The sequence below is a fragment of the Thiohalocapsa sp. ML1 genome (assembly GCF_001469165.1).
Classification (GTDB): Bacteria; Pseudomonadota; Gammaproteobacteria; order Chromatiales; family Chromatiaceae; genus Thiohalocapsa.
On the sequence record NZ_JABX01000014.1, the window covers coordinates 85,877 to 111,876 of the forward strand.

A 26,000-nucleotide genomic window follows, 5' to 3' on the forward strand; every position below is an offset into this window, starting at 1 on the left:
ATCTCGGGCGGTACGGAGTCCGCAAGAGCGAAAGTCTGCCAAAAGCGTACGCTGACGGGGTTCCCTTGCGGGGCACAGCGGATTTTCTCGTTAGGATCGTCGCTCGATTGCGCTTGCGCTTCTCCGCCCTCCGCTCGCGCTCGATCCTGCGCTGCATTCGCTCGACGAATCCGCCATCGCCAAGGTTGGGCCAACGAAGGCGGCTCACCATTTAAGCGGTTGCGTTCGGCCGTCCGTCGGGCTTCGTTCCTCAGCCCGACCGACGACGGGTTCCTGCCCAGTCTTCTGCTCGCACAGAGCGGGGGCTTGCCTTTTGCCGTGGCAAAAGGCAAGCCCCTTCTGTTGGTGGCGTTTGCGGCATGATGGTAATCTGCCAGCATGATCAAGACACAAGTCCAGCTCCCGGACGGCCTCTACCAAGAGGCGAAGCGGGTCGCTCGCGAGCGCGAGATCTCGTTGGCCGAGGTGATGCGCCGCGGTGTCGAATACATCGTCCGGGTCTACCCGCCGATTGAGCCCCAACAGGGTCCGTGGCAACCCCCGCGACCGCGCTCTCTGGGTCCCTTCAAGGCACCTGCAGAGGATTGGCGCGTGCTGGCGAACGACCCGGCCGACTGACCCTGTCGTGCTGTCCATCGACACCAATATCCTTTTGTACGCCTACAACCGGGACTGCCAGGAGCATGAGCCGGCGTTTGCATTCCTGACCGCCTGCTCCGAGCGGGACGATGTCGCGCTCTGCGAGCTTGTCTTGGTGGAGTTGTACATCCTGCTGCGCAATCCGACCGTGATCGCCGAGCCGTTGTCCGCGCAGCAGGCCGCGGAAGCCTGCGGCACCTACCGCCGTCATCCCCGTTGGCGCCTGGTGGAGAACGCCCCCGTGATGGACCGGGTGTGGACAATGGCAGGCCAGCCCGAATTCGCCCGCCGGCGGATCTTCGACGCCCGCATCGCCTTGACCTTGATCCATCACGGCGTCAACGAGCTCGCGACGGCCAACAGCAAGCACTTCGACGACTTTGGATTCTCCCGCGTCTGGAATCCCCTCGCGCAATCGCCGGAATAGGCATCCCGGGCGCGGCCCGTGGCCGCCTCCTTGCTGCCCGCCTGATCCCGAATCGTCCACCCGAGCCGACGTCCGTGCTCGGTTGCAGCCAATTCCATGCATATCTCATGGCTGAATTTGGCCCCTGAATCGCTGCGCCGGGGCTTTGAAACCCGCCCGCCGCCACTAGGTCAAACCCAACAACGCCAGAATTTGGCGAAATGCTGATAGAGGTATGACCAATGAACAACTTCATCCCGAACTTCCCGAGCGACGGCGTCATCACCCTGAACCGCGTGATCCTGAAGCCCGAGTACGACGTGGACGACCTGCAGGAACGGGTCGCGATGCTGTGCGAGAACGTGAAGACCTACCACTCCGAGACCGGCTTCATCGGCGGCTTCGTCGCGATGAACAGCGGCGCCATCTCCAACGAGGGCTCCACCACCGGCCAGGCCGTGGAGAGCCCGCTGAAGGATCGCGAGGCGCTGGTCGTGACCTTCTGGGACAGCTTCGAGCACCACGAGGACTCGCACCGCAGCGAGACCTTCCAGCCCTTGTTCCAGGAAGTGCTCGCGCTCTGCGAGAACGGCAACGAGGAGGTCGCCTACGAGATGCTCTGGTCCGGCCGCGCCTATGACGCCGAGCAGGCCCGCGCCGCGCAGGAGGCGAAGGCGCGCTACGCGGCTTGATCTCAAGGCGCCCGACAAGGACGTCGGAATGGCGCCGACAACCGAGCACGATAGCGCTTCCGCTCGGGTTCCATCATCCCCACGTCGTACGCGCACAAACGACGACGCGACGGGGAGAGAAAAGCATGAGCATCATCGACAACCTGGAAACCCTGCGCGTGCGCGGGCAGGACTCCGCGCTGCTGCGCTACAGCCTCGGCAACGAATACCTGAAACAGGACCGGATCGACGAGGCGCTGACCCACTTGGCCGAGGCGGTCCGCATGGACCGGAACTATTCCGCGGCCTGGAAGCTCTTCGGCAAGAGCCTGGCCACCGCCGGCCGACACCAGGAGGCCGTCACCGCCTTCGACCACGGCATCGCCACCGCGGAGACCAAGGGCGATGTGCAGGCGGCGAAGGAGATGCGGGTGTTCCGAGCACGCTCGCAGCGGGAGCTGGAGCAGCCGTAGCGAGGCAGGGCCTCCAAAGGGCCGAGGGCCAAGGGCCGAGGAGGGCTCCCTCAGCCCTCGGCCCTCGCCCCTCGGCCCTCGACCCGTTTGCCTGCAAGTAGCTGACCGGCTTGGATACAAGCTGTTACGTTTTTTTACTTATTACATTAGCGTTTGCTCATATACTAATGAGCAATCGTTAACTGAACGTCTCTACGGAGAGTCCCGATGCTCGAAACCATCGCCATTGCTGCCCTGCTCGTGGGCGGCGTCTCAACGGCCGCCGTCATCACCGACGAAGAGGCGGTATCCAAGCAGGACCGGCAGCCGGTCGCCACCGAGGTGCAAACGGCACCGGCGCCCGAGGCCGGCGCCGAGGCCGACGCCGCGAAGAGCCCGTTCCTGAACTGATGCGACGCACCGGCCCCGCGAGGGTCGGGACACCAAGCCTCGGGCCGCAAGCTCGGGGCTTTGTCTTTTGGGCCGGCCGGCCTCAGACAGCGCGCTCGATGCGCAGCTCCGTGGTGCAGGCCCCAAGCCGCCCCTCCCCCTTCCAGCTCTGCCGAAGCGGGCGCAGGTCCGCACAATCGCGCCCCACCGCGAGCCGCGCGTAGGCGGCATCGGCCACCTGCCCGCGGGCAGGGTCGAAGCCGCGCCAGCCGGCACCGGGCACCAGCACCTCGGCCCAGTGGTGCAAGCCGCCGGGCAAGCCGCACACGCCGGACTCGGCGCTGACGGGCGCTGCCGCGGCGCCGGTATACACATAGCCCGCCACGAGCCTTGCGGGCAGGCCCCAGCCGCGGGCGAGGGCCATCAGCAGCAGCGCGAGCTCGGCGGCGGTGCCGGTGGCGCTCTGGAGCACCCGCGCGGCACTGGGCTCGGCGACGGGGGCGATCGCGTCCGCCGCGGTCTCGCCGGCGCGCGCGGGCGTGTCGGCGACGGTGCAGCCGGCGGTGATCCAGGTGGTCGCGTCCTGCAGTTGCACGAACAGCGCCACGTTCGGGCGCAGCAGCGGCAAGCCCTCGGCCATGTCCGCCGGCACGCCGACATCGGCCGGGGCCTCGCCGACGAGCAGCGCCTCCAGCAACGGCGCCGCGGCGTCGCGGTGCAGCACGAGATCCCACAGCCGCGGCGCCTGGTGCAGGCTGTCCGCGATCCAGGCGCGCTCGCGCTCCAGCGCCACGGGCTCCACGGCGTAGGGGTCGTCCAGCAGCGTCTCCACCTCCGCCTGCATGGACAGCACCAGCCCATCGTGCGTCGAGAGCAGCGCGGTGCGATGCACCTGGTTGCCGAAGCAGTCGCGGTGGGAGGCGAGCGTCGCCGCGGGCTCGCACGCGACATCGCACCGCAGCAGCCGCTGGCCCGCATCGTCCCAGGGCGCGCAGCGCCATTCCAGGTGATGCTCGCGGACCGGGGCGTCGAAGGCGATGCGCTCGCGGCGCTTGATGCGCAGCTTCATGCGCCGGCGCCCGCGCGCGCCGCCCTCGGCGCAGACGCGTCGGTGTCGGACAGTTGGTCGGCGTCGGCCATGTGCGCCTCGAAGTAGTCCGCTTGCAGGGCGTCGGTGAGGGCGGCGAGCCGGTCGAGAAAGTCCTCCAGGTATTCATGCAGCCCGTTTTCCAGCACGCGGCGCGGCGACAGGCCCGCGAGGCGGGCGCGCAGCGCCGCCATGCACTCGGGCACGGCACCGTCCGGCACGTCGCCGATGCGCGCGAGCGCACGCTCCATGCCGTCCAGGCAGTAGGCCAGCGAGCGCGGAAAGTCCGCGTCCAACAGCACGAACTCCACGACATCGATGGGGCGGATGCCGGAGTGGTACCGGCGCCGGTAGGACTCGAAGCCGGACAGGGACTTGAGCAGCGCGCCCCATTGGTAATAGTCGAGCGGCGAGCCCACCAGGGTCAGGTCCGGCAGCAACAGGTGGTAGCGCACGTCAAGGATGCGCGCGGTCATGTCCGCGCGCTCCTGCAGGCTGCCGAGCGCCGTGAAGCCGTAGGCCTCGCCGCGCATCATGGTGCTCTGCGTGAGCCCGAAGAATAGCGCCACCTCGCGGTGCACGTAGCTGTAAAACTCCGCCGCCTGCCAAGGCTGGAGCCGGGTCTTGAGATGGCGGTCCGTGCTGAGCCAGAACTGGTTGATGGCCTCCCACATCTCCTGCGTGATGCGGTCGCGCACCACGCGGGCGTTCTCGCGGGCGAGGCGCAGGCTGTTGTAAAGCGAGCCCGGATAGTCCTTGTCCTGGGTCAGGTAGCGAATCACCCGCTGCACCGTCACCTGTCCGTCCGGGTGCCGGGCGAGATAGGACGCATCGGCATCGACAATGGTCAAGAGCGGCGTCCACTGCATCTCCTCCGTAGCGCCCTCGTCCGCCTCCAGCATGTGGCGGACGTTGATGTCGAGAATGCGCGCGGTATCGTCGGCGCGCTCCAGGTTGCGGCCCATCCAATAGAGGGATTCGGCGATGCGGCTGAGCATGTTGAGAAGTACGAAGTACGGAGTACGGGGTACGATGGCGGAGTCCGGTCGCTCGCTAGGCGACTAATCTGGAGTACGGAGTAGGAAGTACGAAGTACGGGGTACGGTGGCGGAATCCGGTCGCGCGCTAGGCGACCAATTCTGGAGTACGGGGTACGGGGTACGGTGGCGCAGCTTCGCCGTTCCGCAGCGTAAAGTCTCGTCGGGGCAAGCACTACCAAATGTCCGGGAACCCGGGCTTCGCGGTGCTCCCCGTACTTCGTACTCCGTACTCCGTACTCCGTACCCCGTACCCCGTACTCTTCTTCTTTCATTCCGCCAACACCCAAGTGTCCTTGCTGCCCCCGCCCTGCGAGGAATTCACCACCAGCGAGCCCTTGGTCATGGCGACGCGCGTCAGGCCGCCCGGCACCACGTCGATGCCGTCGCCGTAGATGATGAAGGGCCTGAGATCCAGATGCCGGGATTCCAGCTCGCCGTCCAGATAGCAGATGTGGCGCGAGAGCTGGACCACGGGCTGGGCGATGTAGTTGCGCGGGTCCGCCTGCACCTTGCGCGCGAATTCCGCCCGCTGGTTCGGCGTCGAGCTCGGTCCCATCAGCATGCCGTAGCCGCCGGATTCAGCGACGGCCTTGACCACCATGCGCTCCAGGTTGTCGAGCACGAAGGCGCGCTCCTCCGCGTTCGTCATCTGGTAGGTGGGCACCTGCTGCAGGATCGGCGCCTCACCCAAGTAGTAGCGGATGAGCTCCGGCACGAAGGTGTAGACGGCCTTGTCGTCGGCGATGCCGGCGCCGGGGGCGTTCACCAGCGCGACGTTGCCGGCGCGCCAGGCGTTGATGACGCCGGCCACGCCGAGCGCCGAATCGCTGCGAAATATCAAAGGGTCCAGAAAGGCGTCGTCGATGCGCCGGTAGATCACGTCCACCCGATCGAGGCCATGCGTGGTCTTGAGATATACGCAGTCGTTCTTGCAGACCAAGTCACGCCCCTCGGCCAATTCCACGCCCATCTCCTTGGCGAGGAAGGTGTGCTCGAAATAGGCGGAGTTGAAGATGCCCGGCGTCAGCACGACGATGTTGGCGCGCTCCCGCCCGCGCGGCGACAGGAAACGCAACGCCTGCAACAAGAGCGCCGGATAGTGTTCCACCCGCCGCACCCGGTAGCGCGCGAAGAACTCCGGCAGGATGCGCCGCTCGACGATGCGGTTCTCGATCATGTACGACACGCCGGACGGCGTGCGCAGGTTGTCCTCGAGCACCAGGTAGCGGCCGTCCTCATCGCGGATCAGGTCTACGCCGCCGATGTGGGTGTAGATGTCGTGCGGGACGTCGATATCCATGATCTCGCGGCAGAAGTCCTTGCCGTTGTAGATCAGCTCCGGCGGCAGCACGCCGTCCTTCAGGCAGCGCTGGCCGTGGTAGAGGTCCTTTAAGAACAGGTTCAGCGCACGTACGCGCTGTTTCAGCCCCGCCTCGATGTGCGCCCACTCCGACGCCGTGATGATCCGCGGCAGGATATCGAAGGGCCAGACCCGCTCGATGCCCTCGTCCGAGTCCGAATAGACCGTGAAGGTCACACCCTCGGTGTGCAGCGCCAGGTGCGCCTCCCGCGCCTTGTCCCCAAGCAGGTGCTGCCCGGTGCGCTGGATGTGCTCCCACATGGGCAGGTAATGCCCGCGCGGGCGGAAGTCGTCCTGGTAGAACTCGTGGTAAGCCCGTGCCGGGCCGGTGCAGGGCGAGCCGGACGAGGCCGAAGCACCGATGCTGCGTTGCGCTGGGGAGGATAACGACGAGAACACGCGGGCTCTGCTGGTGTTGCGGCTGGGCTATCGGTTAACGCCGAAGTCTACATGCAATCCGTGCACCAACAGATGGCGAATGACCAGGCTGCCGCGAGCCGCCAAACACCTCGCCGCGATGCGAGCAAGATCAGGTTGCTGGCGGTGACGCCGTCTGCCGCCGCAGCGCCAGCAAGAACCTGGACCGCTACCCGACATGCACCGAATTAGGGCGCCTCGGCAAGTCTTGGTGCGAAACGCTCGCGTGCGCTTATGGCGGAACTGAATAGCCGCGCCGGCCCCGAAGACACGAGCCGCCCGCCAAAGCCCGGTTTACACTGTCCGCGTTGTGCTTTTTCCGCCGGCCCCGTGGGCCGGCGTCCACTGACAGGTGCACCATGCAGAAGCCCACCGGCATCCGCGCCGCGCTCATCGCGGCCCTGACCCTCATCGGCACGGAGACAATCATGGCCCAACCGCCCGCAGCGCCGCCCGGCAATCCGTCCGCTTCGTTGACCCAGCAGGGGAGCCCGGCGTCGCCCGCACCGGCCGCCGGCGTGCCGGAGCGGACGAGCACGCTCGCAGAGCAGACCGCCGTCGCCGTGACCATCTACAACCAGGATCTTGCGCTGGTGAAGGACCGCCGCCGGCTGGCGCTGCCCGCCGGGCGCGTGGACATGGCCTATCGGGACGTGAGCGCGCAGATCCGCCCCGAAACGGCGCTGCTGCGGACGCTCGACGGCGCGGACGGGCTCACGGTGCTGGAGCAGAACTTCGACTTCGACCTGCTCACCCCGGCCAAGCTGCTGGAGAAGTACGTCGGCCGCGAGGTCGGCATCGTCCGCACCCACCCCACCACGGGCGAGGAGACCGAGGAGACCGCCACCGTGCTCGCCGCGAGCGACGGCGTGGTGCTCGGTATCGGCAGCGGCGCCGAACAGCGCATCGAGACCGGCCGCGAGGGCAGCCTGCCCGGGCGCATCGTCTACCGCGACATCCCGGCCAACCTGCGCGACCGCCCGACGCTGGTGCTCGCACTCGACGGCGGCGCGGGCGGCGAGCGCGAGCTGGAGCTGTCGTATCTCAGCGGGGGCCTGAGCTGGGAGGCGGACTACGTCGGCGAGCTGGCGCCGGACGAGTCGCGGCTCGATCTCACCGGCTGGGTGACGCTGACCAACCGCAGCGGCACGACCTACCGCGATGCAAAGCTCCAGCTCGTCGCCGGCGAGGTCAACATCGCGACCCGCTCCGGGCCCGACATGATGATGATGGACGCGATGCCGCGCGCCACCGCCGCGCCGCCGCCGCCCATGCAAGAGGAGAGCCTGTTCGAGTACCACCTCTATACGCTGCAACGCCCCACCACCATCGCCGACAACCAGACCAAGCAGGTGTCGCTGCTCAACGCCGCCGACGTGACCGTGGCGAAGGACCTGCTGATCCAGGGCAACCCCGGCAGCTACCGCGGGCCGCGCGGCCAGCTCACCGAGGACATGGACGTGAGCGTGTTCCTGGAGCTGACGAACAACGAGGCCTCCAACCTGGGCATGCCGCTGCCCGCCGGCACGGTGCGCATCTACAAGCGCGACGCCGACGGCAACGCGCAGTTCATCGGCGAGGACGCCATCGACCACACACCGAAGAACGAGACGCTGCGCCTCAAGCTCGGCGAGTCCTTCGACGTGACCGCCAAGCGCAAACAGACGGCGTTTGACAAGCGCTCCGGCAGCGGCCCGTGGCAGTACGAGTTCGACAGCGCCTACGAGATCCGCATCAAGAACGCGAAGCCCGAGCCCCAGGCCGTAACCGTGCAGGAGCGCATCCCCGGCGACTGGAAGATGCTGGAGGAAAGCGCCCCGCACGCACAGGGCAACGCCAACATCGCCGTCTGGAAGCTCAACGTGCCCGCCGAGGGCGAGACGGTGCTGAGCTATCGGGTGCGCGTGCGCTTCTGACCCTGCCGCGGGCGGCGGCACCAGGCTCGGCTGCCGAGCCCCCGATCAGAACGGTCAGAGGACAAACACGACGGCGCCCAGAGCGCGGCTGTCGCCGCGCGGCCGGACTGAGGTCGGCCTAAACCAGGGCGCTGGGCGCCTCCGGGATGCCCGAGCGCAAACGCCATGAGCTATCGAACACTTCACACTGATAGTCCGCGCCGATAGCGCGCGACGATCACAAGCATTCAAACATCGGATTGGACCCTGCGGGGCCATCCGCCTAGGCTTGGGGCTCAGTGGTCGGGCAAGGCTCGGAGCGGGGTTTGAGTTTCCCTGTCGCCGCGCGACTGCAGGGCATCCGGCGCCGCGCGGCGCTACCCGCCGAGCCAAGCCCGGCCGACGACCCACTAGACGACCCACTAGACGATCCACTAGACGATCCACTAGACAACCCACGAGCGGAGGCAAGCATGACAGAAGACGTCACGACGGCGAGCGTGCAGACGGCCCCGGGCAAGTGCCCGGTGCTGCATGGCGGCAACACATCCGCGGGCGCATCGAACATGGACTGGTGGCCGAACGCCCTGAACCTGGACATCCTGCACCAGCACGATGCGAAGACGAACCCGATGGGGCAGGGCTTCGAGTATCGCGAAGCCGTGCAGGCGCTCGACTACGACGCGCTCAAGCAAGACCTCAAGGCCCTGCTCACCGACAGCCAGGACTGGTGGCCGGCGGACTGGGGCCATTACGGCGGCCTCATGATCCGCATGGCCTGGCACGCGGCCGGCACCTACCGCATCGCGGACGGCCGCGGCGGCGCCGGCACCGGCAACCAGCGCTTCGCGCCCATCAACAGTTGGCCGGACAACGTCAACCTGGACAAGGCGCGGCGGCTGCTCTGGCCCATCAAGAAGCGCTACGGCAACAGCATCAGTTGGGCGGATCTGATCATCCTGGCCGGCACCGTCGCCTATGAGTCCATGGGGCTCAAGACGTTCGGCTTCGCCTTCGGCCGCACGGACATCTGGCACCCGGAAAAGGACACCTACTGGGGCTCCGAGAAGGAGTGGCTGGCACCGAGCGACAACCCGCACAGCCGCTATTCCGGCGAGCGCGACCTGGACAACCCCCTCGCCGCGGTGATGATGGGACTCATCTACGTGAACCCGGAAGGCGTGGACGGCAACCCCGATCCGCTGCGCACCGCCCGAGACGTGCGCGACACCTTCGCGCGCATGGCCATGAACGACGAGGAGACCGTCGCGCTCACCGCCGGCGGCCACACCGTCGGCAAGTGCCACGGCAACGGCAACGCGGCCCTGCTCGGCCCCAACCCGGAAGCGGCAGAGCCTGAGGACCAGGGCCTGGGCTGGGTCAACAAGACCGAGCGCGGCATCGGCCGCAACACGGTCACCAGCGGCATCGAGGGCGCCTGGACCACGCATCCCATCCGCTGGGACGGCGGCTATTTCGACATGCTGCTGAACCACGAGTGGGCGCTGAAGAAGAGCCCGGCGGGTGCCTGGCAGTGGGAGCCGGTGGATATCGCGGAAGAAGACAAGCCGGTGGATGTCGAAGACCCGTCCATCCGCTACAACCCGATCATGACCGACGCCGACATGGCCATGAAGATGGACCCGGCCTATCGCGCAATCTCGGAGCGGTTCCACCAGGACCCGGCGTACTTCTCCGAGGTCTTCGCGCGCGCCTGGTTCAAGCTCACGCACCGCGACATGGGACCGCGCTCGCGCTACCTCGGCCCCTGGGTGCCGCAGGAAGACCTGCTCTGGCAGGACCCGGTGCCGGCCGGCCGAACGGACTACGACGTGGACGCGGTGAAGGCGCGCATCAGTGCGAGCGGCCTCGGCATCGGCGACATGGTCGCGACGGCTTGGGACAGCGCGCGCACCTTCCGCGGGTCGGACATGCGCGGCGGCGCCAACGGCGCGCGCATCCGCCTGGCACCGCAGAAGGACTGGGCCGGCAACGAGCCGGAGCGCCTCGCCCGGGTGCTGGACGTGCTGGAGCGCATCGCGGCCGACAGCGGTGCGAGCGTCGCCGATGTCATCGTGCTCGCCGGCAACGTCGGCATCGAGCAGGCGGCGCGGGCGGCCGGCTTCGACATCAGCGTGCCCTTCGCACCGGGCCGCGGCGACGCCACGGACGACATGACGGATGCCGAGTCCTTCGCGCCGCTGGAGCCGATCCACGACGGCTACCGCAACTGGCTGCAGCAGGACTATGCCGTCAGCGCCGAGGAGCTGATGCTCGACCGCACCCAGCTCATGGGCCTCACGGCACCGGAGATGACGGCGCTCATCGGCGGCATGCGCGTGCTCGGCACCAACCACGGCGGCAGCAAGCACGGCGTCTTCACCGACCGCGAGGGCGTGCTCTCCAACGACTTCTTCGTCAACCTGACGGACATGGCCTATCGCTGGGAGCCCGCCGGCAACAACCGCTACGAGCTCCGCGACCGCAGCACCGGCGCGGTCAAGTGGACGGCCACCCGGGTGGATCTCGTCTTCGGCTCCAACGCCATCCTGCGCGCCTACGCCGAGGTCTACGCGCAGGACGACAACCAGGAGAAGTTTGTGCGGGACTTCGTCGCTGCCTGGACCAAGGTGATGAACGCCGATCGGTTTGATCTGGCCTGAGGATAGGGTGCGGCGCGGCTCCGGGAGGGGCTCGCGCCGCATCCGGCTGCGCGGCGCGGGCCGACTAAAGTCTGCGTACCCGGGGCGCGGGCGACAAGATGTCGTACACTTGAGCCGCTTCGGCGCTGGAGCAGTCGATCGGCGCCGACCTCGATCGGCCGCCGGTCACCGGCAAGCAAAGGATGTCTCGCCATGCTCAAGTCCGCCACCAGCCTCGCCGCGCTCATCCTGACCGTCCCCCTCGCGGCAGTCGCCGAGATCCACCGATGGACCGACGCGGACGGTCAGGTCCATTTCGGCGACCAGCCGCCAACCGACGCCGCGAGCGAGATCGTGAACGTTCGGCCGAATGTCTACGACGCGCCGACCACCGAGGCGCTGCCCGAGCCCATCGCGAGCGCGCCGGGGCGCGTCCTGCTCTACAGCACGCGCTGGTGCGGCTTCTGCACCAAGGCGCGGCAGTATTTCCAGGCCAACGGCATCGCCTTCGACGAGTACGACGTGGAGACCTCGGCAAAGGGCAAGCGGGACTACGCCCGGCTCGGCGGCGGCGGCGTGCCGGTGATTCTGGTGGGTGGCCAGCGCCTAAACGGGTTCAACAGCGCGGCCTTCGAGCGGGTCTATCGCGGGCGCTGAGGCGCGCCGCGCGAGTACAGCCAATGGCAGCGACCCGCACACCCGGCCGACATGACCCGCGGCCACTACAGGCGCAGCCACGCATCGCGTCCGATCCCAGCCTGTCGCAGCAGCCGCTGAAAGCAGCGCAACGAAGATGTCGCCGGACGGTGGTTCGGGGAGCGCATCCCCGGCGACTGGAAGATGTTGGAGGAGAGCGCCCCGCACGCACAGGGCAACGCCAGCATCGCCGTCTGGAAGCTCACGGTGCCCGCCGAGGGTGAGACGGTGCCGACCTATTGGGTGCGCGTGCGCTCCTGAGCCGACGGCGGCGGGACGGGGCTCGGTCGCCGGGCCCCGGTCGAACGACAACAACACGGACGCCGACACGCGATGCACGACTTGACGACGGATGAGGGCCTGCGCGCCGCGCTGGCCGACGCCGAGGCGGCGGATGCCGCCGAGGCCGCGAGCCGAAGCTGGCACCGCGACGTGGCGGCCCTGCTGGAGGCGATCGCGGGCCTGGACCGGGCCGGGCGCGCGTCGCTCGACTTCCAGCAGCGGCTCTGGGACGACAACCCGATCTCCGCCACCGGCCAGGGCACCATCGACGTGACCGCCGTGTTGGCGGACCCTGCATTCCGCAACTGGCTCGCCGACGCCTCGCTGGCGCCGCTGCCGGACGACTCGGCGGCTCGCCTGAAGCACCTGGAGCAGCTCTACGACGAGCTGTGCCGGCGCCTGCTTGAGACCTGCCCGCGGTTGCCGCGGCTCAAGGCGCTACGCGGGCTCGCGGCGCTGTTCCCCGGCGAGCTTACTTGCATCACCGATTCCAGCCGCGCCGGCACCCTGGCGCGGCTCCTTGCCGGCAAGAAGCAGGTGAGCGGCGACGTGGCGCGGCAGGTCGCGATCCGGCGGCGGCTCGACGCGCTGCTCGGGCCGCCCGCGCCGGGCTTCGCGGCGCAGGCCAAGCGGCTGCGGCTGCCCTGGCACCTGTATCGGCTGACGCAGGCCGGCGACGCGGAGCCCACCGTGGAGCCCGACCCGGCCGCCGGTGCCGCGCTCATTCCGTTGCCGGCGGCGCGGCGGCGGCGGAGTCTGTCCATTCCCACCGGGGGACTCAACGCGGTCGTTGCAACACTGGACGCAGTTAAGGATGCCCTCAGCGCCGACGATTTGCGGACATTTCTTAAGACTCAGTACCCGCGTCTGAAGGACAGCTCTCTAAGCGCCATCCGCTATTGCCTGCAATTCGAGCTGGGCGCGATCGAACGGCGGGACGGCAGCTTCCAGCCCACGGAACGCGGGTTGGCTTTGCTTGAAACCGGCGACCCGGCGGAGTTGGCCGACTGGCTCTTGACCCATGTCGTCGGGCCAGACCATGTGCTTTCTCTCCTCCGGCACGGGAGGGCTAGGCCGAAGCCGGAGCTCATTGCTCTCCTCAAGGCTGCAAACCCGGGCTGGACGTCCCTAACCGGACCCAGCCAGGTGCTCAGTACGCTGCGGGCGCTGGGCGTGCTGGATATGCACAACACTCAGGCCATCCACCTCACCGCCGACGGCCGCCGCTGGGCCGAGCTGATCCACTGGACGCCCGAGGTTCTGCCGGTCGAGGCCGACACGGTCGAGCCCATCGGCACAGGCCCCGCCACCGGCATCGGCACCGCAACCGCCGAGGCGGTGCAGCTCCCCGACGAGGCGGCGCTGACCCAAGCGGTCGCCCAAGCCGGCCACTTCCCGCCGGCCCTGGTCGTGCGCCTGCACGCCGCGCTCTGGGCGCACCGGCGCCGGCACTTCGCAGTGCTGACGGGGCTGTCGGGCAGCGGCAAGACGCTGCTCGCCTGCGCCTACGCCCGCGCGCTGCACGCGGACGACGCCGCTCGGCAGGCCGCAAACCTCCAGGTCATCGCGGTGCAGCCGGGCTGGTACGACCCCTCGCCGCTGTTGGGCTACCTCAACCCGTTGCGCGGCGACACCTACCAGCGCACCGCCTTCCTGGACTTTCTGATCCGCGCCGGCGAGGAGCCGGAGCGGCCCTTCGTCGCCGTGCTCGACGAGATGAACCTGTCCCACCCCGAGCAGTACCTCGCGCCGCTGCTCTCCGCCATGGAGAGTGGCGCCGCGCTCGACCTGCACCAGGAGGCCGAGCCCGTGGACGGCGTGCCGTCCAAGCTGGCCTATCCGCCGAACCTGGCGCTCATCGGCACCGTGAACATGGACGAGACCACCCATGGCCTGTCCGACAAGGTGCTGGATCGGGCCTTCACGCTCGAGTTCTGGGACATCGACCTGGACGCCTATCCGCGCTGGGGCGCCCGCAAGCTGGACGCCGCGGTGGAGCAGCGCGCCCGCGCCCTGCTCACCGGGCTGATGGCGGCGCTGCGCCCGGCGCGGCTGCACTTCGGCTGGCGCGTGGTGGACGATGTGCTGGACTTTCTCGCCCACTGCCGCGGCTCCGACATCATCGACGCCGACGCCGCGCTGGACCAGGTGATCTACGCCAAGCTGCTGCCGAAGCTCCGCGGCGAAGACAGCCGGCGCTTTCGCGACGCGCTGAACGGCTGCCTGCGCGTCCTGGACCAGCACGGCTGCCCCGGCTCGCTGGCCAAGGTGCGGGAGCTGGCGGAAGACCTGGAGACCCTCGGCAGTGCCCGCTTCTGGCGCTGAGGCCGATGCCGGGGCCGATGCCGAGGGCGATGTCGGCCAGCCAAAGGCCGCCGACTGCGCCTGGTGCTTTATGCCGCAACAGGCCGCCCCGGCGCGCGGCATCCGGCTCATCGGCGACGAGAACACGGGCTTTCAGGAGCTCACCGCGGCCTGCTTCCTGCATCCGGACCCCGGCGCGCCGGGCTGGACGCTCTGCATCGACGACGAGCCGCAGCCGACCGCCGTCACCGCCTTCGGCCCCGGCTGGTGCTGGACGCCGGGCTTTTTCGCCGGCGAGGTCACCGCGGAGCTGATCGCCCCGGACGGGCGCGTCGCGTGCCGCTGCCTACTCGATGTCGCCCCGTCGCCCGCGAAGCTCGGCCGCGACGCCTTCGCCGAGATGGTGCAGGCGCTCTGGGCCTTCGATCCCGAGCTGGTGCTCGGCGCGGAGCCGTCCACCCGCGCCGTCGGCCGAGACGGGGACCGGCAATCGCTGCTGCTGCGCCTCGCCCGGCTGCGCCGCCACGCGCCGGCGGCCATCGCCGCGCTGCGCCAGGTGCAGCGCTCGCCGCTCAAGCGCCTGCGTGCCGAGCGCGAGCGCCACCCGCCGCACCGAGTGCGGCGCATCGACCGCCTCACCGCCAGCACCCTCGCGCAGCAGCCGGCGCTGGCCGTGGCGCTCTGCGGGGACCAGTGCGGGAACCAGAGCGGTGAGCCGCTCGGCGGCGGCGCCGGCTCGCTCTTGCCGCCCGCGGACCCGGTGCTCGACCCCGGCCGGCGGCTCGACGTGCCCGCGAGCGAGCCGACGCTCGACTGCGCGCCGAACCGCACGCTGCTCGCCGTGGCGCTGCGGCTGCTCGGGGAGCTGAAAGCGGTGCGTCGCGGGCTCGCCGCGCAGGCCGCCGCCGAGCAGGCATCTGCCACCCGCACGCCGCTCGCGAGCCGGGCGCCGCGGCGGCAGGCGGTGCTGCTCGCGCTGGAGCAGGCGCTGGCCGAGCTGCTTGGCCGCTCGCCCTTCAGCGCCGTCAGCCGCCCGGAGATCACCGCCGCCGGCCTCACCGCCATCGCCGCGCACCCCGGCTACGCCGCCGCGCACCGGCAGAGCTGGCGCGCCTGCGCCCGCGGGCTCGACGGCCCGCCGACGGAAGAGCGGCTCTGGATCAGCCCGACATGGGAGGTCTTCGAGCGCTGGTGCCTGGTGCGGCTCGCAGAGGCGCTTTTGGACGCCGGGCATGCCCCGGTGGCCGGCCATGACCGCGACCTGCCCCACGCCGAGCGCACGCTTTGTTACCAAGACGCCGACGGCGCGCGCACGACGCTGCTGCTCCAGCCGACCTTCCCGGCCTGGGACCAGGCGCGCCGAGCGGCGGTGTCGCTGTCCGGGCTGCACATCCCGGACCTCGTGCTGATCCGCGACGACGCCGCCGGGCGGCGCTGGCAGGTGCTCGATGCCAAGTACCGCAGCGCCCGCTCCGCGCTGCTCGATGCCATGACCTCCGCCCACCTCTACCACGACTGCCTGCGCCTGAACGGCGCCCCGCCGAGCCGCGCCCTGCTGCTGGTGCCCGCCTGCCACGGCGCCGGCTGGCTGCTGGAGCCGGAGTTCCATCACCGCCACGGCGTCGGCGCCCTGTGCGTCACGGGCGATGACGACGCCGCCTTCCGTGCGCTGATCGGCGCCCACTGAAATGGGTCATAGCCGGGGCGTAGCGCCGCCCCGGCGCCTAACTCCGTAGTTGCCTCTACGCAGAAAAAGCAATTGCATTTAAGTGCTTACCGGCATGACGGCGACGGGGGCGAGTGCCCGAGAATCGGCCTCGACAAGCATTCGTCAACGGAGGCACACATCATGGCCGCAACCGAAGAGACCATCGTCGCCAAGTCCCTGTACGACCGGATCATGACCTTCCCCATCGGGCAGCCCGGCACGGAGGAGCAGTTCCTCAAGCGGCTGGCGGCCAAGAACCGTTGGACCCTCGACTACGCCCGGCGCGTGCTGATGGAGTACCGGCGCTTTTTGTTCCTGATTGCGCGTGGGGTTGGCGCCCTCTCGCCGTCGCACGCCGTCGATGAGGCCTGGCACCTGCACATGCTGTATTCGCGCAACTACTGGGACGACTTCTGCAGCGGGGTGCTCGGGCGCGAGTTGCACCACGATCCCTTCGACGGCGGCGCCGAGCAGGAGCGTTTTTCTGACCCGGTACCCGCGCACGCTGGATTGCTGTCGCGAGGTCCTCGGCTGGGTTGCACGCGCTCCGGCGCGCTCCAGGGTCACGGCGCGCTCCGGGGTCTACCATCGAACTTGCAGGTAGCGGAGCGCCCCGCTAGTCCACCCTCACGCCACCGGCAGCGCCGTGCGCTCCACCACCTGCCGCAGCACGAAGCTCGAATGCACGCCGCTGACCCCTTCGATACGGGTCAGCTTGTTCAGCAGCAGGTCTTGATAGCCCTCCATGTCGCGGACGATGACCTTGAGCTGGTAGTCCGCGTCGCGGCCGGTGATGAGCGAGCATTCGAGCACCTCCGGCAGCGCGGCCACCCGGGCGTCGAAGTTCGCGAAGCGCTCCGGCGTGTGCCGGTCCATGGAGATGCTGATGAAGGCGATGAGGTTGAGCCCCAGCGCCTTGGCGTCGAGCAGCGCCCGGTAGCCGGCGATGATGCCGCTCTCCTCCAGCGCGCGAACGCGCCGCAGGCACGGCGACGGCGACAGACCAATGCGGTCGGCGAGGTCCTGATTGCTGATGCGGCCCTCCTGCTGGAGGATCTCAAGGATGCGTTTGTCGTAAGGGTCGAGCATGGGCGTGGCTTGGGTGGGGTTGGTTGCGTTGGCGCAGGGGCTCGGCTGAGGGCGATGGGCGGATACATTCGCCCCCCGGCTGCCCAAGCAGAGCGCGGCGCTCGCATGCAGTATTCAGCCCTTCTGAGCACCGGCGTAGTCGCCGCCTCGGTCGCATGCGCGGTCGGCCTGCAAGCATCCAGCTTCGTACGCGCCTTCGCTCGGCGCGGCAACCACCAAGGCGGCCGGTCTGCGGCGCCGAGCGCGCGCACTCTGCCATGCGGTCGACGCGGCACTCGCGCTCGGACTCTGTCCCCACCGATCGGCACCTCAACGCCGCCGCTTGCGCCTTTTGCTCGCAAACGTGTCCGGCACCACCAGACAGACGGCAGTAGGCTGTTGGGCTTTGCTGCCAACCGCCATCGCCGACCCTCGCCGCAGCGGCAGCGCGTGGTGCGCGGCGTACTGCGCCGACAGAGCAAGCCCGCAACATGATCGACGATAACGATGCGTTGCCCGGACACCGCCGCCACGCTCGCGCGGACGCCGTCCCGGCTTCCTCGCCGAGCGCGGGCAACGCGTGGGATGCCGGCAACCTCGCCTGGCGCCATCTGCTTGAGCGCATCGCGGACGCCGTCGTCGGCACGGACGGCGGCTTGCGCGTCCAAAGCTGGCCCGCCGCCGCCGAGGCCATCTACGGCTGGCCCGCCGAGCAGGCGCTCGGCCGACACATCGACGAGCTGCTGCGCGCCGAGCCCACCTCGATGCGCGACGATGAGGCCTTAGACCGGCTCCAGACGCAGGGCTTCGTTGTACTGGCGGCCGTGCACCACACCCAGGACGGCCGGCGGCGCTATACGCGCACCCATGTCATTGCACAGTACGACAACGGCGGCGCGCTCGCGGGCACGCTCCGCGCGATCTTCGATGTGACCAACCAGCGGCTGGCCGAAGACCCGCTGCGGGAGAGCGCCGAGCGCGTGAGCGCGCTGGTCGAGGCCGCGGCACAGGCGGTGTGGGAGACCGACCCGGCGGGCAAGGCCGTCATCGATTCGCCCACCTGGCGCGCCTACACCGGTCAGACGCTCGCGCAGTCCCTGGGCTGGGGCTGGCTCGATGCCATTCACCCGGATGACCGCGCGCATGCTCGCCGACACTGGGAAGAGGCGGTAGCGGCACAGCGGAACCTCGACTGCGAGTATCGCCTGAGGGGTCCCAACGGCGATTGGCGCTGGACCAACGTCCGGGCGGCACCGCTGCGCGACGGCGACGGCCGAGTGCGCAAATGGGTCGGCATGAACCTCGACATCTCCGAGCGCAAGGCCGCCGAGGCCGCGCTCGAAGAGCTGAACCACACGCTGGAGGCGCGCATCGCCGCGCGCACGGCCGAGGTCGGCGAACAGGCGCAGCAGCTCCGCGCGCTCGCCACCGAGCTCGCCCGCGTCGAGCAGCGCGAGCGCCAGCGGCTCGCGACCATCCTGCACGAGCAGATCCAACAGTTGATCGTCGCGGCGCAGATGCAAACGGGGGTCATTGCCCGAGAGGCCGACACGGAGCGGCTGCGCCAAGCCGCCAGCGCCGCGCAGCAGGCGCTCGCCGGCGCGCTCGAGACCTCGCGCTCTCTGACCCTGGAGCTGAGTCCGCCGGTGCTGAAGGACGCGGGCCTCATCGACGCGCTGGCCTGGCTCGCCGAGCGGATGGAGACGGAGCATGGCTGTCGGCTCGACCTGCATGCAGAGCCCGACGCCGAGCCCGCCGACGAGGAGCTGCGCTACCTGCTGTTCGCCTGTGCGAGCGAGCTGCTGCGGAACATCGCCAAGCACGCCGGCGTCGACCAGGCCGAGCTGTCGCTGCGGCGCCCCGGTGCCGGCAGCCTCGTGCTCGGCGTCGCGGACCAGGGCCGCGGCTTCGACCCGGTGATCGTCACCCGGCGGCGCACCGAGGATACCGGGTTCGGTCTCTTCAGCATCCGCGAGCGCCTTGCCCATCTCGGCGGCCGCATGGACCTCGACAGTGCGCCCGGTCGCGGCACCCGGGTGACGCTGACGCTGCCCGCGACCATGGCGCAGGTGAAGGCGACGGCCGTCGCCACCACGCGGCAAGCGGCCTGGGCGCACGGTGCGGATCTGTGCCCGCGCCTGGACGCGCTGCGCGTGCTGATCGTCGACGACCACCAGATCATGCGCCAGGGGCTGGCCGGGCTGCTGCGGTTCGAGACCGACATCGAGGTCATCGGCGAGGCGGACAGCGGCGAGCAGGCCCTCGCGCGCGCCGCGGAGCTCAATCCCGACGTCGTCATCATGGACGTGAACCTGGGTCCGGGCATGGACGGCATCGAGGCCACGCGCCGACTCTTGGCCGCGCGCCCGGCGCTACGCATCATCGGCCTCTCGATGCACCTCGACAGCGCTGTCGCCAACGCCATGCGCGACGCCGGCGCCGTCGCCTACCTGAGCAAGGGCGGCCCCTGCGAGGAGCTGGTCAAGAGCATCCGGGAGCAGGGGCTAGGGGCTAGCCCCTAGATCGCTTGGCGGCGCCAAATCCTTGCAGATGAGCTTGCAGGCAAAAGGGCCAAGGGCCAAGGGAGCTCTCCTCGGCCCTCGGCCCTCGGCCCTAGCCCCTCTACTCAACCGCCAGCACCACCCCGCCGCGGCGCCCGTCCCCCGCGCCATGCAGCCGCCCATCGGCATCGATGCCGACGCTGTGGGCGCCGCCGAAGAAGACGTTCTGCGTCCGCCACACCCGCACATCGAGCCCCTGCGCCGCCAGCGCCGCAACGGTGTCCGCCGCGACCGGCGGCTCCAGGCTCAGCACGCCGTCTTCGAGATGCAGGCGCGGGGCGGCGACGGCCTCGGGCAGCGACAGGCCCAAGTCGATGCGGTTCACCAGCACCTGCAGGATGGCGCTGCGGATGCGGTTGGAGCCGCTGGAGCCGGTGACGGTCCAGCCGCCGTCCGCGTGCTCCACCAGGGTCGGGCACATCATGGAGCCGAGCCGCGTGTCCGTCGGCCAGCGGTGGAAGCCGTCGGCGGCGAGGTCTGCCTCGCCGAGCATGTTGTTCAGCACGATGCCCGTGCCGGGCAGCACGTAGGCCGCCCCTTCGCCGTTGGAAAGCGTCAGGCTCGCGAGGTTGCCGTCGCGGTCGGCGATGCTGATCTGCGTCGTGCCGCGCGTCGCCGGCGGTCCGGCTTGCCGGATCGCGGCGATGCGCGAGCGAAAGCGCGCCCGCTCGGCCTCGCGACGGTCGGCGTCGGTACCGCCGGTCGCGACCGCCGCGCGCAGCGCCGCCGTCGCCGCCATGGCCTCGGCGAGCAGGAGCCGGTGCGTGCTGCTGCCGCAGCGGAGGCCCTCGCAGGAGACCGCATCGAGCAGCTCCAATGTCAGCGCCAGCAGTGCGCCGCCGAGGGACGGCGGCGGATTGAGATAGAGCCGCGCATCGCGGTAGTGGACCGGCAGCGGCTCGCGGCGCTCCACCCGATAGCCGGCCAGATCCGCGACGCCGAGATGCCCGCCGGCGGCGCAGTCCGCGGCGAGCCGATCGGCCCAGGCGCCACCGTAGAAGAGCCCCGGGCCAACGGACGCGAGCTCGTCCAGCGCCTCGGCAAACTCCGGCCAGGGCACGCGCTCGCCAACGTGCGCAAGCCGGCCGGGGTCGGTTTGGGACGCGTAGAGCGCAAAGGTGGCCGGGTCCGCGGCGAGGATCGGCAGCACGATCTCGGCGATGTCGCGCTGGAAGGCGTTGACGACGACGCCGGCGCGCGCGAGCCGCCGGGCCGGCGCGAGCAGGTCCGCGATGGGCAGCCGACACAGCTCGCGCCCGATCGCAAACAGCCCGGCAATGGCCCCCGGCGTGGCGATGGCGCCGCGGCCGATGTGAAACTCCTGGGTCGCATCGCCGAAGTCGGCGTGCACGCCGCGGAAGTCGAGCCCCGCCGTCGGCGCCCGCGCCTTCGGCGTCTGCGTGAAGCAGTCGTAGACCACCGGTGCCGCGCCGGCGGCGCGCGCGTGCAGGAAGGCGCCGCCGCCCAAGGACGCGAGCACCGGCTCGGCGACGCAAGCGGCGGCGAGCGCCGCCACTGCGCCGTCGAAGGCGTTGCCGCCGCAGCCGATGACCGCGGCAGCCGCGGCGGCGGTGTCGGGGTGGCCGGCGGCGATGATGGCGCGGGGCATGGCGGAAATCCTGACGGGCGCCGCAGAAACGAGCCCGAGCATGGCTCTACGCGTCGCAAAGCCGATATAGTGTCGTCTGTTCGCGATGTCATCCAGCGACCCAGCGCCTGCCACGGGTCGTGGATGCGCCCGTGTTGGTCAGCCTGCCGCGCGTCTGCCGCGGGTGCACGCGGCGCAGCAGGATAACGTTTGCGACGGAGGTCCAGCACCCGTGGAACGAGATGCCGCCGCCCGCATCGTCGCCTTAGAGGCCGAGCTCGCCAGCGTGCGTGCCGAGGCCGAGGCCGAGCGCGAGCGCTTCGACCGCCGCCTCAGGCTCGCGCAGAGCGCGCTGCCGGAGCGGCGCGACCCGCGCACCGTCACGCAGAACATCGCCGCGCAGCAGGAGTTCGACGTGCTGCGTGGCGCGTTGCGCGAGCGCGACCGCGTGGTCAAGGAGCTGACCGAACAGGTGCGCGCCCTGGAAGACCAGCTTGAAGACCAGTACCGCCGCTTCGACGAGCTTCGCCGCCGCCTGGAGCAGCGCGAGGTCGAGCTGGAGGACGCGCGCCGGCAGGCGGAGCTGACCTCCCGGCGCGTCGAGCGCGCGGCGCCCCCGCCGCCGCGTGTCGAGCCGACCTCACACGCGCCACCACCTCCTCCTCCGCCGCCGCCGCCGGAAAAGGCCGATGCGGTGGCCTTCGGCATCGGCATGCTCGTCGGCGCGCTCTTGGCCGTGGCAGCCGCGGTGGGCCTCTGGTGGACGGGTCACCTGCCGCCGCCGCCGGCCTTCGGTGGCGCAATGCCGGCTATCGATCAGCCGGCGCAGAGCGCCGCCGCCGCACCGGCGCGGAGCGCCCATGTCGGCTGACGACGCCGGCAGGGTGCTCGGCGTGGGCATCGCGACGCTCGACATCGTCAACGTCGTCGCCGCCTATCCGCCCGAAGACGCGGAGGTTAGGGCCGCAGGCCAGCGCATCGCCCGCGGCGGCAATGTTGCCAATACGCTCCAAGTGCTGGCTCAGCTCGGTCGGCCTTGCGCCTGGGCCGGCGTGCTGGGCACGGATGCCGCGGCCGGGCGGATCAGCGCAGCCTTCGCCGCCGACGCCATCGATCACGGCCACGCGGTGCGCGTGCCGGGCGGCGCCACGCCGACCTCCTACATCGCGCTGAGCCGCGCCACCGGCAGCCGCACCATCGTCCACCATCGCGACCTGCCGGAGCTGACCGCCGCCGACTTCGCAGATGTGCCCCTCGAAGGCATCGCGTGGGCGCACTTCGAGGGGCGCAATCCGGCCGAGACGGCACGGATGCTCGCGCGGGTCCGCGACGAGCGGCCGGGGCTGCCCATCTCCGTCGAGATCGAGAAGCCGCGCGCGGGCATCGAGGCGCTGTATCAGGGCGCCGACGTGCTGATCTTCGCGCGCGCCTTCGTGCAGGCCGCGGACGGCGCAGATGCCGGCGACCCGCGGGCCTTTCTGCTGCACATGGCGGCGCTGACCGACGCGCGGCTGTTGCTGCTGCCCTGGGGTGCCGATGGCGCCTACGGGCTCGCGCGCGGGGCCGCCGAGCCCGTGTTTGCGCGCGCCTGCCCGCCCGCGGTGCTGCGCGACAGCCTCGGCGCCGGCGATGTCTTCAACGCCGCCGTCATCGACGGCCTGCTCGCCATGGGGCTCGCCATGGGGCTCGCCACGGGGCTCGCTGCCGATGCTGACGGCCTCGCCGGTCTGCTCGCGCGCGCCAACCGCCTCGCCGGCCACAAGTGCGGGCAGGACGGGCTCGGCGGGCTGGTGGCGAGCGCCCGCGCCGCCGGGTTGCTGCCTGCAACGGGGCGGCCGGCATGAGCGAGTATCACGAGATCTGCCTGCTCGCGGACCTGCCTGACCCGGGCGCGGTCGGCTTCGAGGTGGACGGCGTCGGCGGCTTCGTGGTCCGCCGCGGCGGCGCGCTGCATGGCTACGTGGACCGCTGCCCGCACACGGGGGTGCCGCTGGCGTGGGCGCCCAACAGCTATCTCGACGCCGCCGGCGAGCTGCTGCAATGCAGCCTGCACGGGGCCTTGTTCCTGCCGGACACGGGCGAGTGCATCCACGGCCCCTGCCTGGGGCGCTTTCTGACGCCGTTGCCAGTGCTGGTCGAGGACGGGCGCGTGCTGGTGCACGAGGACGACCTCGACGACGTGGATTGAGCTCGCCGCCGGCGCCGCTCAGCGCTCCGCCATCGCGACGGTGTAATGGGGCCCCTGCTTCAGCTTGTCGTAGTTGCCGAAGACGTTGCGCAGATACCGCTGCATGAACTCCCGCAGACCGTTCACGGTGACCACGTACAGCCGACCGCCGGGGTTCAGGCGCGCGCGGGCGTCGTAGAGCAGCAGGGTCAGCAGCTCCTTGCCGACCTTCGCCGGGATGTTGCTCGCGATGAGGTCGAAACGCCGTGCCGGGTCGATGTGCTCAAAGCCGTTGCTGAGCGCCGCCTCGGCATTGGCGAGCCCGTTCAGTTGCGCGTTGCGGCGGGCGAGCTCGACGGCGACGAAGTCCTTGTCCACCATCAGCGTGCGCCCCTGCGGGGCGAGTGCCGCCAGCGTGCAGCCGATGGGGCCGTAGCCGCAGCCCAAGTCCAGGCAGTCGGCGTGCTCGGGCACCTCCACGCGGCTGAGCAAGAGCGCCGTGCCGGCGTCGATCTCGCGCGGCGAGAAGAGGCCCCAGGTGGACTCGAAGCGCAACGGGCGGCCCGCGAGCTCCGCCTCGAAGCGGATGGGCGCGCGCAGGGCGGCGAGGTCGGGGGGCTGCTGCATCGTCGGGCCGGCCGGGCCGGGCGGGGCGTTGGGGAAAGCGCGCAGTTTACATGGCGATCGCCGGTAAAGATCTCATCTACACTGGCGAGCGAGGCAGGCCTTAGAGCGACCAGGGCACGTAGCATCTTCTTGCGGAGCCCGCTTGTTGCCGCACGTGAGAAGGGCCGAGGGCCGAGGGCCGAGGGCCGAGGTGGGCTCCCTTGTTCCTCGTGCTCCGCAAGCACCTGGCGCCGTCAAGCCATCTAGCGAGGCAGAGCCTCAGACCGACCAGGGCACGGCGCCTGGTCTTGCGCCGCCCGCTCGTCGGCGCATTGAAGCACGGGCCAAGGGCCAAGGGCCAAGGGCCAAGGGCCGAGGCGGGCTCCCTCGGCCCTCGGCCCTTTCGCCTGCAAGCGCCGTGTCGTCGCGAAGCTTGACTCATCTGCAAGCATTCGGCGCCGTCAAGCCATCTAGTCCGCCAGCACATCACCACAAGCCACCTTAAGCAGCATCCGCCAGTGTCCGACCTCGCCGGCCAACTCGATATCACCCTGCTCGCGCGGGGCCCGACCCCCGCCGCCCGCATCCAGTCGAGCCGCCCGGTGACGGCGGCGCGGGTCTTCGACGGCAAGCGGGTCGCCACCGTCGCGAGCCAGTTGCCGCTGTTGTACAGCGTCTGCGGCACGGCCCAGGGGCTGGCCTGCGTGCGCGCCTGCGAGGCGGCGCTCGGGCTCGCACCGGCGCCCTCGGCACAGGCTGCGCGCGATCTGCTGCTCCGCGCCGAGACGGTCAAGGAGCACCTGTGGCGGCTGCTGTTGGATTGGCCGCGGGCGCTGGCCGCGCTCGGCGTCGCCGCGCCGGTGCCGCCGCCCGGCGCGGACGCCGCGCACGAGTCGGCGATCGCCGGCGCCCTGCGTGCCTTCCTGACCCTGCGGGCGACGTTGGCGACGCACGGCGACCCCTTCCTCCCCGGCGCACGCAGCACCCGGCCGGTGCCGGCGCTGCTGGAGTCGGCGGCCGGCACGCTCGCCACGATCGCGGCGGAGTGGATCTTCGGCGCGCCGCCGGCCGACTGGCTCGCGGCAACCTGCACGGAGGCCGATCTGACCCGCTGGGCGGCGACCGGCAGCACGCCCGCGGCCGGCCTGGCGCGCGCCCTGCAGGCGGGCGGGCTTGCGGACCTGGGACGCTGCGAGGTCGGCGTCCTGCCGGCGGAGCAGGCCGACGGCAACCTGGACCCGGACCTGCTGCGGCGGCTGGCCACCGCGCTTGCGGCGCCGGACGCGGATGCCTTCGTCGGCGCGCCAACGCTGGACGGCTGGCCCACCGAGACCACGCCCTTTTCGCGCGAGCTCGGCCGGGGCGAGCTGGTGGCCGCGCTCGCGGCGCACCACGGCAACGGGCTGCTGCCGCGACTCGCGGCGCTGCTGGTGGAGCTCGCGCGAGCCAGCGCGGCGCTCGCGGCACCAGCCCGGGAGGCCGCCGCCCCGCTCGGGGCCGGCTTCGCGCTGGCATCGGGCAACCACCACCGCGTCGGGATCGGCGCCGCACCGGCCGCCCGCGGATTGCTCGTGCACCGGGTGGATGTGGACACGGGCGGTGCACCGGAGTCCGCGTGCGTGATGGGCTATCGCATCCTGGCGCCGACGGAGTGGAACTTCCACCCGCAGGGCGTCGTCGCAACGGCATTGTCTGCGCTCGCACGCGACGCCGGCGGCGGTGATGCGCTGCTCGCCGCCCACGCGGGGCTTGTCATCACCGCCGTCGACCCCTGCGTCGAATACTGCATGTCGGTATGCTGACGCGGGATCGACACGCTGCCCCAACGCGGCACGGCCGGAACCAAGCCCCGTGATCGCAGCGTCCGCTCCTAGTCGTGCTCGGATGTTGTGGAATCCGATGACGAAACGAACCGAACGATAACGACAACGAAAACAGTCCGGCCAGCCTGGCCACGGACACGACGGGGCAGCCTGCCCCGCACGGAAAGCGCCGACCGCGGTGCTTCCCCAGCCGGTGAC

Annotated in this window: 22 protein-coding genes; 15 read left to right on the top strand and 7 right to left on the bottom strand. The window is 70.3% G+C overall.

Annotated features, from left to right (window positions below; translation table 11 throughout):
- The first annotated feature begins 378 nt into the window (after positions 1-378).
- The 5 genes from ML01_RS11095 to ML01_RS11115 all read left to right on the top strand — a co-directional run bounded on the left by ML01_RS11095 (position 379) and on the right by ML01_RS11115 (position 2,579).
- Positions 379-618 (top strand): hypothetical protein, encoded by a 240-nt coding sequence (locus ML01_RS11095; protein WP_058555458.1) that lies wholly within the window; start codon positions 379-381, stop codon positions 616-618.
- Positions 619-625: 7 nt separating this feature from the next.
- Positions 626-1,066 carry a TA system VapC family ribonuclease toxin gene (locus tag ML01_RS11100; protein ID WP_058555459.1) on the top strand — a complete coding sequence of 147 codons (441 nt, stop codon included), beginning with the start codon at positions 626-628 and terminating at the stop codon, positions 1,064-1,066.
- Between the two features lie 221 nt (positions 1,067-1,287).
- Complete coding sequence (locus tag ML01_RS11105) at positions 1,288-1,737, top strand: hypothetical protein (protein ID WP_058555460.1); 450 nt, start codon at positions 1,288-1,290, stop codon at positions 1,735-1,737.
- Between the two features lie 125 nt (positions 1,738-1,862).
- Entirely contained in the window at positions 1,863-2,189 is a 327-nt protein-coding gene (locus ML01_RS11110; RefSeq protein ID WP_058555461.1) for a tetratricopeptide repeat protein, read from the top strand.
- 207 nt (positions 2,190-2,396) lie between these two features.
- Entirely contained in the window at positions 2,397-2,579 is a 183-nt protein-coding gene (locus ML01_RS11115; protein ID WP_058555462.1) for a hypothetical protein, read from the top strand.
- Between the two features lie 82 nt (positions 2,580-2,661).
- Here ML01_RS11115 and ML01_RS11120 read toward each other — a convergent pair whose 3' ends face one another.
- The 3 genes from ML01_RS11120 to ML01_RS11130 all read right to left on the bottom strand — a co-directional run bounded on the left by ML01_RS11120 (position 2,662) and on the right by ML01_RS11130 (position 6,408).
- Positions 2,662-3,627, bottom strand: coding sequence for a transglutaminase family protein (locus ML01_RS11120; RefSeq protein ID WP_058555463.1), 966 nt, complete (start codon positions 3,625-3,627; stop codon positions 2,662-2,664).
- A complete protein-coding gene (locus ML01_RS11125) occupies positions 3,624-4,643 on the bottom strand; it encodes an alpha-E domain-containing protein (RefSeq protein WP_082674169.1) in 1,020 nt (339 codons plus the stop codon). Before ML01_RS11125 ends, ML01_RS11120 begins: the two co-directional genes overlap by 4 nt.
- A gap of 310 nt (positions 4,644-4,953) precedes the next feature.
- The gene (locus ML01_RS11130) at positions 4,954-6,408 is read right to left on the bottom strand and encodes a circularly permuted type 2 ATP-grasp protein (RefSeq protein ID WP_058555504.1); all 1,455 of its coding nucleotides are present in this window, start codon (positions 6,406-6,408) and stop codon (positions 4,954-4,956) included.
- Positions 6,409-6,821: 413 nt separating this feature from the next.
- Here ML01_RS11130 and ML01_RS11135 point away from each other — a divergent pair, with 413 nt between their 5' ends.
- The 5 genes from ML01_RS11135 to ML01_RS11155 all read left to right on the top strand — a co-directional run bounded on the left by ML01_RS11135 (position 6,822) and on the right by ML01_RS11155 (position 15,968).
- Positions 6,822-8,378 carry a DUF4139 domain-containing protein gene (locus tag ML01_RS11135; protein WP_156427664.1) on the top strand — a complete coding sequence of 519 codons (1,557 nt, stop codon included), beginning with the start codon at positions 6,822-6,824 and terminating at the stop codon, positions 8,376-8,378.
- A gap of 452 nt (positions 8,379-8,830) precedes the next feature.
- Positions 8,831-11,020: a catalase/peroxidase HPI gene (katG, locus tag ML01_RS11140; protein ID WP_058555464.1), complete on the top strand. Its 2,190-nt coding sequence runs from the start codon at positions 8,831-8,833 to the stop codon at positions 11,018-11,020.
- A gap of 192 nt (positions 11,021-11,212) precedes the next feature.
- Positions 11,213-11,656 carry a glutaredoxin domain-containing protein gene (locus ML01_RS11145; RefSeq protein WP_058555465.1) on the top strand — a complete coding sequence of 148 codons (444 nt, stop codon included), beginning with the start codon at positions 11,213-11,215 and terminating at the stop codon, positions 11,654-11,656.
- Positions 11,657-12,028: 372 nt separating this feature from the next.
- Entirely contained in the window at positions 12,029-14,302 is a 2,274-nt protein-coding gene (locus tag ML01_RS11150) for an McrB family protein (RefSeq protein ID WP_058555466.1), read from the top strand.
- Positions 14,283-15,968 (top strand): nuclease domain-containing protein, encoded by a 1,686-nt coding sequence (locus ML01_RS11155; protein WP_058555467.1) that lies wholly within the window; start codon positions 14,283-14,285, stop codon positions 15,966-15,968. The genes ML01_RS11150 and ML01_RS11155 overlap by 20 nt, the downstream gene beginning before the upstream one ends.
- A gap of 144 nt (positions 15,969-16,112) precedes the next feature.
- On the opposite strand, the gene ML01_RS28645 is transcribed toward ML01_RS11155, so the two are convergent.
- Positions 16,113-16,556 (bottom strand): hypothetical protein, encoded by a 444-nt coding sequence (locus ML01_RS28645; RefSeq protein ID WP_156427665.1) that lies wholly within the window; start codon positions 16,554-16,556, stop codon positions 16,113-16,115.
- Between the two features lie 60 nt (positions 16,557-16,616).
- Positions 16,617-17,078: an Lrp/AsnC family transcriptional regulator gene (locus tag ML01_RS11160; protein ID WP_058555468.1), complete on the bottom strand. Its 462-nt coding sequence runs from the start codon at positions 17,076-17,078 to the stop codon at positions 16,617-16,619.
- Positions 17,079-17,548: 470 nt separating this feature from the next.
- Between ML01_RS11160 and ML01_RS11165 the strand changes: the two genes are divergently transcribed.
- On the top strand, positions 17,549-19,579 hold the full coding sequence (locus ML01_RS11165; protein WP_058555469.1) for a PAS domain S-box protein: 2,031 nt from the start codon (positions 17,549-17,551) through the stop codon (positions 19,577-19,579).
- A 100-nt stretch (positions 19,580-19,679) separates the two neighbouring features.
- On the opposite strand, the gene ML01_RS11170 is transcribed toward ML01_RS11165, so the two are convergent.
- The gene (locus tag ML01_RS11170; RefSeq protein WP_254045221.1) at positions 19,680-21,227 is read right to left on the bottom strand and encodes a gamma-glutamyltransferase; all 1,548 of its coding nucleotides are present in this window, start codon (positions 21,225-21,227) and stop codon (positions 19,680-19,682) included.
- A 211-nt stretch (positions 21,228-21,438) separates the two neighbouring features.
- Between ML01_RS11170 and ML01_RS11175 the strand changes: the two genes are divergently transcribed.
- Genes ML01_RS11175 through ML01_RS11185 form a run of 3 tightly spaced genes read left to right on the top strand, consistent with a single transcriptional unit; the run spans position 21,439 to position 23,394 of the window.
- Positions 21,439-22,077, top strand: coding sequence for a hypothetical protein (locus ML01_RS11175; protein WP_058555470.1), 639 nt, complete (start codon positions 21,439-21,441; stop codon positions 22,075-22,077).
- Positions 22,067-23,050: a PfkB family carbohydrate kinase gene (locus tag ML01_RS11180; protein WP_058555471.1), complete on the top strand. Its 984-nt coding sequence runs from the start codon at positions 22,067-22,069 to the stop codon at positions 23,048-23,050. The genes ML01_RS11175 and ML01_RS11180 overlap by 11 nt, the downstream gene beginning before the upstream one ends.
- Positions 23,047-23,394 (top strand): Rieske (2Fe-2S) protein, encoded by a 348-nt coding sequence (locus ML01_RS11185; protein WP_082674170.1) that lies wholly within the window; start codon positions 23,047-23,049, stop codon positions 23,392-23,394. Before ML01_RS11180 ends, ML01_RS11185 begins: the two co-directional genes overlap by 4 nt.
- Positions 23,395-23,412: 18 nt before the next feature.
- Here the strand turns inward: ML01_RS11185 and ML01_RS11190 are convergent, their stop codons facing one another.
- Entirely contained in the window at positions 23,413-24,000 is a 588-nt protein-coding gene (locus ML01_RS11190) for a class I SAM-dependent methyltransferase (RefSeq protein ID WP_058555472.1), read from the bottom strand.
- A gap of 497 nt (positions 24,001-24,497) precedes the next feature.
- Between ML01_RS11190 and ML01_RS11195 the strand changes: the two genes are divergently transcribed.
- Complete coding sequence (locus ML01_RS11195) at positions 24,498-25,781, top strand: hypothetical protein (protein ID WP_058555473.1); 1,284 nt, start codon at positions 24,498-24,500, stop codon at positions 25,779-25,781.
- Positions 25,782-26,000: the final 219 nt, after the last annotated feature.